We start from the raw sequence: 13,195 nt of genomic DNA, 5'->3' as shown, positions 1-13,195 counted from the left end.
AGTTGCTTTAATTATATAAAAAGCACCCTCACTTACAGCTGCTGTTTACTAAAAAGAAGTGCATAAACCGCAAAGAACTTGGTTTGCTTGTATCCACTGAAATTGATTATTAATATAGGAAGTAAAAATGACACCTGACGCAACAGAGCTTAAAGATATTATCATTAATGATGGCCTAGAAGCTGGAAGAAAATATCTTAATAGCATTAATTTAAAGGAAGTATGTCCTTATGATATTTTAGAAGATTACTTAGACGATGACTACAGCTATCTTGAGGAAGTATTAACCTTAATTTGTGAATTTTATGGCTCTGACAGCATTGAATTCCCTGATGAATGTGAATTAACGTATCAGTTAATGCAACATCCCGGGCCGTCATTTGATTTAATCTGTGCATGTACTGAACTTGGCATTAAATTTAATCACCTAGAATATTTTATACTGAGTGCCACACATAATTATGATAAGCATTTTGACTATTTAATACAACATTTTGAATTTACTAATGAAGATTATAATGATTTTTTTGAAACATTACTTAGCTTTGGCAAAAATTATTTTTCTGAATTTAATGACATCGATAAGCAATATGAAATATATAAACACATCTCAACCATGATCAAGCAGTTAATTACGGAGTTTAATGTCAATGTAAATACTAATAACTCAAAAGGTGTATTTAACTATGCCGTACTTAATTGTTTATATTTCTACCCTAATGCGATCCAGTATTTTTTCACCGAGAACTTTGATAGTTCAATACTCGAAGATGAAGACTTTTGGGCGACATTATGCCGTAAATGTATACGAAAAAATATAATCAAACATTATATTATCGCTTTCCAACAAATTAAAGCAAGTGGCATTACATTTGATGACTCTATTATGCTTTCAGCGTTAAAGTCTGAAGGTCTAGATGAACTAATTAATGCTTATGTAAATGAGCCAAATGGTAAGAGTTAATTTATTTACTTGTTTCAACAAAAATAACACAAAGGAATTAAAATGATTTTAGATGAACTTAGAGATGCCATAAAAAACAAAGATGTAAATAAAGTCAGAATATTAGAACGTTGGAATTACTTACCTGAAATAATTTACCATGATGGTTTAGAGGCTGGTCGATTTTTATTGACAACAGTTGACCTAAAAAAGGTAAGTTATCATTATTTTCTAAGACATATTTTTACTAACAATACCTATGGCGTGGATGCAATTAGTGACGCCATTAGGTTGCTCTCTGAGGTTTACACTATAAATACCATAGATATCGATTCAGAAGTCTATCATGAGTTAATGAAACACCAAGGAGAGTCTCTAAAATTCATTGAAACATGTACAGAGCTTAATATTGAATTTGACCATTTAGACTGTTTGTATTCAAGTGCTCACAATGAAAATTATGATAATTTTAAGTACTTAACAGAAAACTATGAATTTAATGAAAGTACTTTTGAGTCATTTACTAAAACACTCCTAAGCGGCGGTGACAGTGAATATATCGACCCTGAGATCGATAAATTAATTAACTCGCTAATCACAAAGTTTAATGTCGATGTTAATTTAAGTGGATTAGATAATGATTTCGACTATGCAATACATCAATGTTTATTTGGTTACCCTTATGCTGCGAAATATTTTTTAACGTCTCAGTTTGATTCATCTCTTCTTGAAGATAGTGATTTTTGGGAGGAGTTTTGTGATTTAATTGATGGATATATTAAACATTATCCAATCGCTTTCCAACAAATTAAAGCAAGTGGTATTAAATTTGATGGTTCCATTATGCTTTCTGCCTTAAAATCTTCTGGTTATGATGAATTAATTAATGCTTATGTAAATGAGCCAAATGGTAAGAGTTAATATGAAAACACAACTGCATTTTATTAATGAAGATTACGATTGGATGCCAGATCAGGGCAAGATAACGAATGTTTTTAAATGACATTCCTGTCGATGATACGATTGCTAGGATTGTTTCAAATATTGAACCAGATCAATTTCATCAATGCTTCGTCTCTTGGATGTCTTCAGTGCATTCTTTTACTCAAGGCCAAGTCGTTGCTATTGATGGCAAGACACTTCGTGGCTCTTATGATCGAGACGACCGCTCAAGTACTATCCATATGGTGAGTGCTTACGCCTCTTCAAACAAATTGGTTTTAGGGCAGGTTTTTTCGAAGAGGTTAAAAATTTAACCACTCATGCGGTTGCCCTGGGTATTAAGCCCTACAGGCAAAGATTATAATCCAGATTCAAGTAAAGGATGTTGTGGTGTAAAGGTTATCTCAACTGACGGATTAGACCCAGAAGAGCGTGAGAATCAAAAATTAAAAATAACAGACGCCCCTTTACCCGATTGTAAAGAAAATAGAAACCATGACTATCTAAACCAAATATTTAATATAAAAAGATTAGATATAAAAAATAGAAAAAAGAAAGGGCTTGTTGTAGCATCTCAACTAAAATATTAAAGGAATATTAAAGGAATATTAAAGGAATATTATGTATACTATCAAAGACTTAGAATATTTAAAAAATGCATACGATGCTGATAATAAAAATAATATAATTCAACATGCAGAAAATACAGGAATGGGGTTACTTACTGTTTTGTATTTAGGAGGAAAAGAAAGGGCTAAGTTATTTCTGAAATATATTCCTTTGGGAAAAAATGAATCTCCAAATGAATTGTTAGTAAATGCGATTAATTTACACCTATCAAATCCACCAGTAATCACTGACTTAATCGAATTGTTAAGTGATCAGTTTGGTTCTAAAGGCATAATGTTAGCAGATAGTGAAGCTATATTTTATATGATGCAGGATCCTGATAATTCATTAGATATTTTAAAGAAACTGGTAGAATATAATATTAAGTTTAATTTCCATAAATGCTTTATTTTAGGCGCTTTTTATTGCTATGATGAACATTATTATTATTTAAGTAATAACGTTACTTTAACAAAGGCGGATTTTAACGAGTATTTTAATTTATTAATTTCTAATCCTATAGACCAAAGTATGGAAGGTAATTCCATTTATGTAAGTGAAATAATTGAAGATTTAATTAACAATCATAATGTAGATGTTAATATGGGTGATCTTGGGATGGATTTTGATTATGCAGTGCATCAGTGCTTATATTATTATCCATTTTCTGTAAAATATTTTTTAACAAAAAAATTTGATATATCTCTTCTTGAAGATCCTGAATTTTGGAAGGAGTTTTGTGATGGACTAGGTAGGAAAGTTCAATATTATCCAATCGCTTTCCAACAAATTAAAGCAAGTGGCATTACATTTGATGACTCTATTATGCTTTCAGCGTTAAAGTCTGAAGGTCTAGATGAACTAATTAGTGCTTATGTAAATGAGCCAAATGGTAAGAGTTAATATGAAAACACAACTGCATTTTATTAATGAAGATTACGATTGGATACTAGTTATGCTTATTGGATTTTTTGTATCATCAAAACTTAAATTATAGAAAACTAATTACGGACTTATATATGAACTTAAAAATGGAAGAAATTAAAAATTTAATCGAAGAAAACAATATAGATGAAATCAAAAAAATCATAAATAGTGAAATTGTAATAAGAAAATTAATTGATGCCAATGATGTGGCGATTATTACATTCATCTGTGATAATTTAATTATTGACGACATAACAGAAAACGTAATAGACAATACAACAGAAAGTATAATAGATAAATTACATAGTAAAGCACTAGATTATTCTATTGGTACAGACATAAATGATGCATCTAAATACATATTAAGTAAGATATTTCACCACCAAAAAAAGAGGAGTTAAATTTAGATTTATATCTAGAATTTACTGACAGTGAAGAAATATACCATATGTGTCAAGGTGAAAATGTAGAGTTAATTAAACTACTGCATGAAGCAGAAATAGAAAGTGACTGGGATTTGATATTTGTATATAGCTGTACCTTTGGTCAAAGAGACATGGTTGATTATATAATGAATAACTTTGAACTACCCAACGAAACAATAAATGAGTCATTAGAAGGAGTTATAACATCAGAAAGATTTGGTCCTTTTAGTGACGATCCAGATCAAATATATATCATTTCAAAACTCATTAAATCAAATAAAGTAGATATCAATATTGAAGGGCCTTATTGGAATTATTTATATCTTGATTGCTTTTCTTATGTCCCTGCGGCTGCAAAATATTTTTATACTCAAGAATTTGAATCAAGATGTATTAATTCCGAAGGCTTTTGGGAAGAGTTACTTGATGATATCAAGACTGAAAAAAAATCTATCTATATGGATGCCTTGGTTGATCTTAAAAACAGTGATGTGAATACCGATGGGCTAATTAGTATATTTAAAAAATTAAATCAGCCAGATCTAGTAACGATCTTATCTAATGATCAATCACAATAAAAGGAAGAGTCATGAAAACACAACTGCATTTTATTAATGAAGATTACGATTGGATGCCAGACCTGCTTATTGGATTTGTTGTATCATCCGAGCTTAAATTATAAAAAATAAATAAAGGAAATCTATATGAACAGAGAAATTGAAGATCAAAAACTTAAAGTTAAAATAGAAGAAGTTAAAAGTTTAATCGAAGAAAACAATATAGATGAAATAAAAAAAATAATAAACAGTGAAAGTGTTATTCGCAAGTTGATTAATACTAATGATACGGGAATTATTAAATTCATCTGCAACAGTTTAATTACTGATGACATAACAGAAAATGTAGTAGATAATACAACAGAAAGTATAATAGATAAATTACATGATATGGCATTAGATTCTTCTATTAGTTCAGGTATAAATGAGGCATCTAAACATATATTAAGTAAAATATTTAACCACCCCAAAAAAAATGATTTAGATTTAGAGCTAGAATTTACTGATAGTGAACACATATACTATATGTGTAAAGGTGAAAATGTAGAGTTCATTAAACTACTGCATGAAGCAGAAATAGAAAGTGACTGGGATTTGATATTTGTATATAGCTGTACCTTTGGTCAAAAAGATATGGTCGATTATATAATGAATAACTTTGAACTACCCAACGAAACAATAAATGAGTCATTAGAAGGAGTTATAACATCAGAAAGATTTGGTCCTTTTAGTGACGATCCAGATCAAATATATATCATTTCAAAACTCATTAAATCAAATAAAGTAGATGTTAATATAGGTAGTGAGGAGTGGAATTATTTATATTTTGATTGTTTGATCTGTGCCCCTGCGGCTGCAAAATATTTTTATACTCCAGAGTTTGAATCAGGGTGTATTAATTCTGAAAACTTTTGGGAAGAATTACTTGATGACGTCGATACTGATGATGAAAAATCCCTCTATATGGATGTCTTGGTTGATCTTAAAAACAGTGATGTGAATACCGATGGGCTAATTAGTATATTTAAAAAATTAAATCAGCCAGATCTAGTAACGATATTATCTAATGATCAATCACAATAAAAGGAAGAATCATGAAAACACAACTGCATTTTATTAATGAAGATTACGATTGGATGCCAGGTCTGCTTATTGAAGAAGATGATATGGGGCCAACATTAGTTGATGGTACTCACCTTTCGGTTGATCGCCCTATTCGCTATAAAACCAGTGAATTACCCATTTCATGCGCAAAAAGCTTTTACGATTTAGATGCTTAATTGTTAACCCAGCGATTGCCGAGGCGTTTCAAAAGATCGACCCTAAAGGGCTTCATATCACCCCTATTGAGCTGCAATTTACAGATAATGTTTCACTGCCTTATTATCGGTTAGATTCAGAGATTGAGCACAACTTAATTGATATGAATGCTTCCATCATTGAAGATGGCGACGCTGAATATGGGTACTGCTTTGAAAAAATCGTGTTATCTTAAGATGTTATCCAGAAAATACCGCAAGAAGAATTGCACTTTTTTAGAATAAAAGGATTAGAGCTGATCCCTCATCATATTCTGATCACCGATGAAACCACCTACGAGGGAATTTAGAACAATGTCTATCCCATATCAAATATTATCGAAAGCAGAGCTTGATCAGTTTCCAATTAAGCAACATTTAGGTCATAAGTTCATCGGTGTTGAGCCAGATTTAATCCTTGATTTTTTCTTACTGCAACCAAGGATCTTCCTGCGTACCGATCTCGTTGATGTCAAAAAGAGCGATCAGCTAGAGGTACTAGAGGCTGGGTATTTCACCGCAAAACAACAGAAACTGTTTCGAGGGTTTTCACTGCTGCGTCCACAACGTTCCGTTTCGACGATTCAAACAATAGAAGAAGGTGAAAACATCGACATCACACAGCTTGATTTCAGCCCTTTAAAAGATGAGCAACCCGCTCTTCTAAAAGTGCACGATCATTTAGATGTTTTAGTTATCCACCATGATTTCCTTAAGCGCCTAAGCACCCCTTCTATTGCTGATATTGAGTTTAGGATCCCGAAATAACATTTTATCGATAGAGATAGATTTACTTTAAAAACACGCCTCCCCTTTACCATGAGTGCTATCCATTAACTGCATATCACTCGTGGGAAGTTGATAAGGAGATCAAACATCTAAATGTTTCTCACAAAAATAGAATTCCCCCCGATAAAAAAGATTTTATTTACCAAAACTACAACAGTCATAATAACTAACTAATAAGTCACTATATAATACCAAACCGTCAAATTAACTAATCACTTCTACATTTTTTATAAAAAAAACCTAAAACCACACCTTTTATAACTAAATTCAGTACATTTATTATTCATCATAAATACGGTAGAATAACTAATTAACTGACTTACTGTTCTTTTATTATGCAAATCAGGTATTTTACTTTTATAGGTCTCAATTTAACCTTTCTATTTATAGGTTTATCTCTTTTTTATGTTTCAAGTTTACCAGTCAAAGAAGATATAACGAATATTCATCCTAATTCTCAGCCTCTCTTAAAAAAGAATCACAGCTATAAAAGGACAATTTCAGGTATCATTGAAACATCTTTCTTCAGTGCTGCTTTAAGTTCAGGATTGACTAGCGAACAAATATTCACTTTCACTAGCTCCATTCAGCAAAATATAAACTTAATGACAGGAATAAAAAGTGGGACAACCTTTACTATAATCTTGAACGAATTAGATAAAAGCATTGAACAGTTAACCTATACTACAAAGAATAAAACCACTATAATTCAAAAAGATAAGGACGGTCGATACTATACGAATGACGGAGCAAACCTTTCTTCAAGCAAAAAAATATTGCCTGTTTCAGGTCAATACGCCATTAGCTCTCATTTTTCAACGAAAAGAAAGCATCCTGTACTAGGGGTAATAAAGCCTCATTTAGGGACAGATTATGCCACACCTGTCGGTACTCCTGTTAGAACCATAGCCAAGGGAATTATATTAGCTTCTCGATACCACCCTATTGCTGGTAATTATATTGTGATCCGTCACGATAATAACGTTATAACTCGCTACCTTCATCTTAATGACAGAAAAGTAAATAAAGGAACTTATGTCTACAAAGGAGAAATAATTGCTCATAGTGGTAATACAGGACGAACAACAGGCCCTCATTTACATTTTGAATACCTCATTAAAGGTAAACCGAAAAATTTCTATAATTTACAACCGAATAAGCCAATTTAATGAAAATTTGTGTATATATTGATATAAAAATAATAACAAATAACAAAATATTATATCTGTCTTTACTAAGTTAATAATTGATGATAATTAACTCAGATAATATAAAGTCAATAAATATGTTTGAACAAAGATCACATTTAGAGGGTAATATATATTAAATATTCTAATTTAATATAGGAATTATCAAATATATGCGTACAATTCGACATATTATATATTAGCTTTTTTAAATAAGCTAAATACACGCTAGGTTATAATAACTATGAGTTTTTCTGATTTTTCACGACGCCCTATATCAAAAGAATCTCCTGCTGGGACTAATCCTAATTTTCTGGATGATTTTTCTGATATAAAACGAGAAATAAATAAACTAAGTACCGTTACCTCTAAAGTTTCTTGGAAAAAGTTTTTACACTGTCTAAAAATATCTTAGAAACTGAAAGTAAGGATATTAGATGTGCCTGCTATTATACCGTTTCAGGTACGCATATTGATGGTTTAAAAGGATTAGTTAATGGCTTAAATTCATTGCATGACCTTTGTGTTATCTATTGGTACTCAGGATTCCCAGATGTAAGTAAGACAACAGCCCGAATGAGCGCTCTTGATTGGCTTACAGAGCATGCAGTTCAAAAACAAAAGCTGCTGAAAATATCGCCTTCAGATCTACCTTTAATCGAGACAGGTCATAAACTTACATTAAAAATTGAGGAGGAGCTTCGTACGCATTACGGAAATAAAGCCCCCTCTCTTGGTGCTATAAGACGTATTTTTTCACAATGGATTGAAGAAATTCAAGCTCAACGTCAAGCATTAGAAGATAAAGAAAATAAAACGACTCGTGACTGTAGTTATAATCAAGAAAAAAGTGAGAATAATAACTCATCAGTTCATCAAAAACTAATAACGACGGCGGTGACTAAAAATAAAACAGAAGAGAAAAATAGTAATACCAAACCATTTTTGATTATTTTATCTGCATTTATTTTTATTATATGCCTGCTTTTTGGACATTTTTTCTATAACGATAACCAGACAAGAGTCTATATTTTAAAAATACAACAATCAGATATTGCTTCCATTAATGAAGTATTTTCAACTATTGAAAATAAAGACACAAAATTTAAGCAATCCATTAAAAATGAGTTAATCCAACGCACTCAAGATTTTGTAAAAGGGTGGGAAATAACGCCTCTAAAAGTCAATAATATTGATAAATTAAGTGAATTAGTTCAGCACTTAAAGACATTATACCCAGACTCTGCAACAGCAAAAAAACTAGAAACTGAGTTTACGCAGCAACTTAGCGTCTTTAATAATGAATATTATCTTTTAAATCAGCAATTTAAGAGAGCACGAACCGTCTTTGCTAATGTAAAAGATGACGCTTCAAACAAACATATCGACAAGGCCTATAATTACAGCAACTCACTGTTCCCACTTTTAGGGAGATTAGAGTATGCAGAAAAAGAAAATTCAGTCGATGAACTAAATCAAACTCAATATTTGTTAAATGTTTATCAGCATAGACTAAATCTCGTGAAACAAGAAATTCAACCATAGTTTGGCTTACCTCAATATAATATAAAAATATAACATTATGATTAAGAAATTTTTGACTAGGACACCTTTTATTTTCTCTACATTTGTATCAGCGCTTATCGCTCTTTTATTAGTAGGGACGTATTTTTTATGGTTTAAAGATGCTGACATTCGCTTATTGTGGGGAATGCTAGGTACTGTAACCTTACTTTATACTGTCTTCAATTTAACGCTTTATCTTAAAAGACGTAAACACAAAAGCGATCAAGACATTGAAACTGAAGAAGATACATTAGCTATGGTTTTAAGACCTTTATTACATAAATCAGGTAAAAAGCCTATATATCTTGTCTTAGGCAATAAAAATGCAGGTAAGAGCCAATTCTTAAGCGTCTCTAATGCTATCAAGCCAATTGATAAACTTAATGATGTTAAAAATGATTTTTTCGAGTGGTCAGAGTCTAACTCTGCGGTTTATATTAAGCCAAATCATAGATTAACTTTTCAAGAAGGCTCTAGTGAGCATGATTTTTTATGGCAAGCTTTAATAAAAGAAGTCATTCGTCATAAGCCTCGTAAGCCTTTTGCTGGTTGTTTATTCTTTATAGATTTTGAATTTTTAATTGTTCAAGATGATGAGTATACAAATTACACCTTAAGTGCATTATTACAACGTCTAGAATCAGTCAGAGAAGTGACTGGCGCGACATTGCCCTTTTATCTTGTAATGACAAAACTAGATAAGCTAGAAGGCTTTAAAGAATATGTAAGTTTTAGCCCTTTAAAATCAAGTATCGAATTTTTAGCTATACCTTTAAAAGATGCAAAAGGCACAGTGTTAAGTTACTTCATCGACAGTTATAAGAATATAGTTAAGGTAATGGAATCTAATGCCCTTGATTCTTCATCACACACAAATAATGACAATGAGAAACAAGCTATTCTTGCTTTCCCTAAACAATTTGAATTATGTCAGTCAGAGATTTCTCGCATTATCGAACGTTTAAATGAACTTAATCAAGGCACCTACTCTATTGATATTCGTGAAGTATTTTTTACTTCTAGTTTACAAGGCGGTAGAAAATATAATTTATTAGCAAAAAGCTGTAGTAATTATTTTAATTTACCCATTATTGCATCTGAGCACAGTCAATTAACAGAAACTCCCTATTTTACCTCTTTTTTAATTGACGCAAAAATCTTACCTGAAGCTGATTTTTCAACGGAGAATCAACATTATTTAAGACGAATTCAGCAATATAGTCACTTAACTCTTGCGGCTTCAGTCATTGTCCTTTCTGGTGGGGCTTACTTTTTATTTCAAGCTTTAGACAGTAACCTACGTGTGATTAACCAGCTGATTCAAGTTGAAACAACCAATACGGATCTAAAAAATCAAAAAGATTACACAAACAAGCTTATTAATGCACAGCGAACAATTGAAGCGACCTATTCAGCTTGGTCTAATGGGAACGATGCTTTAAATAATGAAATATTAACGATGAAAGTAAGCCGACTAGAACCCACAACTAAAATTGCTTACAACGCTTTAATCGGGCAAATCAATAGTTCACTAATGCCTATAATTGCGGATGGCTACCATACTTTATTAGTGAAAAATCAAAGTAATGTATCTGTGTCGCTACCTCTATTGAAAGGTTACCTGATGCTGAATGACCCAAGTAAACGTGATATACCCTATCTAAAACAGCAGACATCCGCTGTACTTAATCAGCTAAGTAATGACGATGTTACTATTAGTCAAACAATGGATTACCTAGACGCTTACTTTAGAACACAGTTTTCGCCTATTAGTATAAAAATGGATTTAGTTAGAACAACCCGTCGTAAGTTGCTCGAACAATCACACGTAAATTTAGTTTATTTGCAAATGCTAGATCAAGCAAAAAGTAATGAATTAGGTACTCTTGATCTTCAAAGAGTCGTTGGATTTGATTTCAATAATATTTTCAAAGATCCAACTGATAATAAAAGTTTAAAAATAAGTAAAGTATATACTGCTTCAGGATTTACTTCATTTTATCGTCCGAATATCGATCTTTTATCAAACCGTATAATAGCAGATAACTGGGTATTGGGTTTATCTCAAAATATTATTCCAACTGATGAAGAACAAAAAAAATTCAAGGATACCGTTCGTGATAAATACACTGATAATTATATTGATTATTGGCGTAATGCTTTAAACGAATTAAAAGTTAAACATTATTCTAATATTTATGAGCTTAATAGTGCAATTAGTTTAGCATCAAGTCCATCGTCACCGATGACAGTAATTTTAAAACAACTGTATGAAAATACAAAGTTTTCTCCAAATGTTGATATATCGACATTAACAAATGTAAAAAAAGAATTACAAGGTGCAATAGACACTGCAAGTAAAGTAGTTGAGAAAGTGGTTGAGCCTGATCATGTGTTAATGTCACGTGTAGAACAGGTTTTTTTAACTCTTAATCAATTGCAAATTAGTGAGACAAAAAACGCCCCTACTCCGTGGGATGAAATTACTACCGCTCTTAATCAAGTAAGAATTTATATAAAAGATATTTCTGATTCACAAAACTTACATCAAGCAGCATTAGAAGCTGCTCGAAAAAGAATGACTAGAGCTGATATAGATCCGCTTGTTCAACTTAAAAAAATTGCTCAAAAATCTCCAGAACCCGTTCGTAGTTGGCTGCTTGATATTGTGAACGAAGCTTGGTCGGTGGTGGTGGTTGAAGCAAGTAAAGGAATACAGGCTCGCTGGCACAGTGAGGTATATAGTGTATTCCGTGATATGGGGTTAAATCGCTATCCTTTTGATGTGTCTGCAAGTGAAGAGATTTCTTTAAAGGATTTTGAAAATTTATTTGCTACTGGCGGTACTCTTGATTATTTCATTCAAGAAACCCTAGCGCCTTTTTATGACATTAATTTATGGGTACCAAAACGTGTCGATGGCCAAGTAATGTCTCTATCTCCACAATTTATTGCTCAATTAAAAAAATATAAAACAATTCGTAACACTATGATTAACCAAGATACGAATAAATTTTATATTCCATTTAGTGCCAAAGTTGTTGATCTTGATTCAAGTGCAATACGAGCAAGCATTAATATTGGTGAAAATATAATGGATTATTATCATGGGCCAAGCAAAGTACAAGCGTTTCAATGGCCCCCTAAAAGTGGTGACTTTGAAGTAAGAGTTACATTACAAGACGTAACAAGTGAGGGAAAAGAACACTCTTTATCTAAAAACGGTCAATGGGCTATTTATCGATTACTTAGTGAATCTACATTATCTGATGTTACAAATACGAGTTTAATAAGTCACATTAATGTGTCTGGGCGTGAGATTAGTATTTTATTTACTCCGTTAACGCAAAATAATCCATTTAATTTTGCAGAACTATCAAATTTTGATTTACCAGAAATAATAAATAAAAACAAATAGATAAAAGGCAGGGATCAACATGTCAAACATGAATTTACAAGGCTTAGATAAATTAGACCGTAGGATAATATCCAACCTACTATCCAATGGGAGAGAGTCTATAGCAAACTTATCACGTAACGTTGGATTATCACGTACTGCGGTTACTGAGCGTATGAATAGACTTGAGAAAACAGGAATAATCAAAGGCTATACCGCGCAAATACGAGCTAGCAGTAACGAGAATCATGCATCATGTTATTTACTTATCTCATGTGAGAGAGGGAGAAAAGATGATGTATCTGAAGGATTAAAAGAGATCCCTGAAGTTAAAATGACAAGTATTGTTGGGGGAACATATGACATTATATCCCTCGTTGAAGCGCCCGATTTACATCGTATTCATTATTTATGTAATGAAATTGAAGCAATATCGGGCATTAAAGACTTAAAAAATACTATCGTTTTACATCAGCCTGTTTGTCGATAGATTATCCACTAATATTTAATTAATATGGAAAGCGGCATTAAGCGGCAACTTATTGCTTGCTTTCT

Annotated in this window: 14 protein-coding genes and 1 pseudogene; all 15 read left to right on the top strand. The window is 31.9% G+C overall.

Going from position 1 to position 13,195, the window contains the following annotated elements; translation table 11 throughout:
• Positions 1 to 127 precede the first annotated feature (127 nt).
• A complete protein-coding gene (locus tag ACU5DF_RS00635) occupies positions 128 to 964 on the top strand; it encodes a hypothetical protein (protein ID WP_446711396.1) in 837 nt (278 codons plus the stop codon).
• Between the two features lie 42 nt (positions 965 to 1,006).
• A complete protein-coding gene (locus ACU5DF_RS00630; protein WP_446711395.1) occupies positions 1,007 to 1,864 on the top strand; it encodes a hypothetical protein in 858 nt (285 codons plus the stop codon).
• Positions 1,865 to 1,932: 68 nt separating this feature from the next.
• Positions 1,933 to 2,175, top strand: a pseudogene (locus ACU5DF_RS00625) (ISAs1 family transposase); the annotation flags it as partial.
• 30 nt (positions 2,176 to 2,205) lie between these two features.
• Positions 2,206 to 2,475 (top strand): hypothetical protein, encoded by a 270-nt coding sequence (locus ACU5DF_RS00620; RefSeq protein WP_446711394.1) that lies wholly within the window; start codon positions 2,206 to 2,208, stop codon positions 2,473 to 2,475.
• A 31-nt stretch (positions 2,476 to 2,506) separates the two neighbouring features.
• Positions 2,507 to 3,397: a hypothetical protein gene (locus ACU5DF_RS00615; RefSeq protein WP_446711393.1), complete on the top strand. Its 891-nt coding sequence runs from the start codon at positions 2,507 to 2,509 to the stop codon at positions 3,395 to 3,397.
• Positions 3,398 to 3,513: 116 nt separating this feature from the next.
• Positions 3,514 to 3,822, top strand: a complete 309-nt coding sequence (locus tag ACU5DF_RS00610) for a hypothetical protein (protein ID WP_446711392.1) — start codon at positions 3,514 to 3,516, stop codon at positions 3,820 to 3,822.
• Between the two features lie 47 nt (positions 3,823 to 3,869).
• Complete coding sequence (locus ACU5DF_RS00605; RefSeq protein WP_446711391.1) at positions 3,870 to 4,424, top strand: hypothetical protein; 555 nt, start codon at positions 3,870 to 3,872, stop codon at positions 4,422 to 4,424.
• A gap of 126 nt (positions 4,425 to 4,550) precedes the next feature.
• Positions 4,551 to 5,486 carry a hypothetical protein gene (locus tag ACU5DF_RS00600; RefSeq protein ID WP_446711390.1) on the top strand — a complete coding sequence of 312 codons (936 nt, stop codon included), beginning with the start codon at positions 4,551 to 4,553 and terminating at the stop codon, positions 5,484 to 5,486.
• Between the two features lie 11 nt (positions 5,487 to 5,497).
• Positions 5,498 to 5,683, top strand: a complete 186-nt coding sequence (locus ACU5DF_RS00595) for a hypothetical protein (protein ID WP_446711389.1) — start codon at positions 5,498 to 5,500, stop codon at positions 5,681 to 5,683.
• Positions 5,650 to 5,898, top strand: a complete 249-nt coding sequence (locus ACU5DF_RS00590; protein ID WP_446711388.1) for a hypothetical protein — start codon at positions 5,650 to 5,652, stop codon at positions 5,896 to 5,898. The genes ACU5DF_RS00595 and ACU5DF_RS00590 overlap by 34 nt, the downstream gene beginning before the upstream one ends.
• A 118-nt stretch (positions 5,899 to 6,016) precedes the next feature.
• Positions 6,017 to 6,469 carry a hypothetical protein gene (locus ACU5DF_RS00585; protein ID WP_446711387.1) on the top strand — a complete coding sequence of 151 codons (453 nt, stop codon included), beginning with the start codon at positions 6,017 to 6,019 and terminating at the stop codon, positions 6,467 to 6,469.
• A 356-nt stretch (positions 6,470 to 6,825) separates the two neighbouring features.
• Positions 6,826 to 7,659 (top strand): peptidoglycan DD-metalloendopeptidase family protein, encoded by an 834-nt coding sequence (locus tag ACU5DF_RS00580; RefSeq protein ID WP_446711386.1) that lies wholly within the window; start codon positions 6,826 to 6,828, stop codon positions 7,657 to 7,659.
• A 396-nt stretch (positions 7,660 to 8,055) separates the two neighbouring features.
• Positions 8,056 to 9,222 (top strand): type VI secretion system ImpA family N-terminal domain-containing protein, encoded by a 1,167-nt coding sequence (locus tag ACU5DF_RS00575; RefSeq protein WP_446711385.1) that lies wholly within the window; start codon positions 8,056 to 8,058, stop codon positions 9,220 to 9,222.
• Positions 9,223 to 9,259: 37 nt separating this feature from the next.
• Complete coding sequence (tssM, locus tag ACU5DF_RS00570; RefSeq protein WP_446711384.1) at positions 9,260 to 12,661, top strand: type VI secretion system membrane subunit TssM; 3,402 nt, start codon at positions 9,260 to 9,262, stop codon at positions 12,659 to 12,661.
• Positions 12,662 to 12,680: 19 nt separating this feature from the next.
• The gene (locus ACU5DF_RS00565) at positions 12,681 to 13,130 is read left to right on the top strand and encodes an Lrp/AsnC family transcriptional regulator (protein ID WP_446711383.1); all 450 of its coding nucleotides are present in this window, start codon (positions 12,681 to 12,683) and stop codon (positions 13,128 to 13,130) included.
• Positions 13,131 to 13,195: the final 65 nt, after the last annotated feature.

Source organism: Aliivibrio wodanis, assembly GCF_052920805.1.
The sequence above is the reverse complement of the archived record's forward strand: the minus strand, read 5'-3'. Positions and strand labels throughout refer to the sequence as shown.

What these genes read in the sequence shown, in the direction of transcription:
- tssM (WP_446711384.1), top strand. Translation starts at nt 9,260, where the DNA reads ATGATTAAGAAATTTTTGACTAGGACACCTTTTATTTTCTCTACATTT.
- ACU5DF_RS00600 (WP_446711390.1), top strand. Translation starts at nt 4,551, where the DNA reads ATGAACAGAGAAATTGAAGATCAAAAACTTAAAGTTAAAATAGAAGAA.
- ACU5DF_RS00565 (WP_446711383.1), top strand. Translation starts at nt 12,681, where the DNA reads ATGTCAAACATGAATTTACAAGGCTTAGATAAATTAGACCGTAGGATA.
- ACU5DF_RS00635 (WP_446711396.1), top strand. Translation starts at nt 128, where the DNA reads ATGACACCTGACGCAACAGAGCTTAAAGATATTATCATTAATGATGGC.
- ACU5DF_RS00605 (WP_446711391.1), top strand. Translation starts at nt 3,870, where the DNA reads ATGTGTCAAGGTGAAAATGTAGAGTTAATTAAACTACTGCATGAAGCA.
- ACU5DF_RS00590 (WP_446711388.1), top strand. Translation starts at nt 5,650, where the DNA reads ATGCGCAAAAAGCTTTTACGATTTAGATGCTTAATTGTTAACCCAGCG.
- ACU5DF_RS00580 (WP_446711386.1), top strand. Translation starts at nt 6,826, where the DNA reads ATGCAAATCAGGTATTTTACTTTTATAGGTCTCAATTTAACCTTTCTA.
- ACU5DF_RS00595 (WP_446711389.1), top strand. Translation starts at nt 5,498, where the DNA reads ATGAAAACACAACTGCATTTTATTAATGAAGATTACGATTGGATGCCA.
- ACU5DF_RS00610 (WP_446711392.1), top strand. Translation starts at nt 3,514, where the DNA reads ATGAACTTAAAAATGGAAGAAATTAAAAATTTAATCGAAGAAAACAAT.
- ACU5DF_RS00620 (WP_446711394.1), top strand. Translation starts at nt 2,206, where the DNA reads ATGCGGTTGCCCTGGGTATTAAGCCCTACAGGCAAAGATTATAATCCA.
- ACU5DF_RS00585 (WP_446711387.1), top strand. Translation starts at nt 6,017, where the DNA reads ATGTCTATCCCATATCAAATATTATCGAAAGCAGAGCTTGATCAGTTT.
- ACU5DF_RS00630 (WP_446711395.1), top strand. Translation starts at nt 1,007, where the DNA reads ATGATTTTAGATGAACTTAGAGATGCCATAAAAAACAAAGATGTAAAT.
- ACU5DF_RS00615 (WP_446711393.1), top strand. Translation starts at nt 2,507, where the DNA reads ATGTATACTATCAAAGACTTAGAATATTTAAAAAATGCATACGATGCT.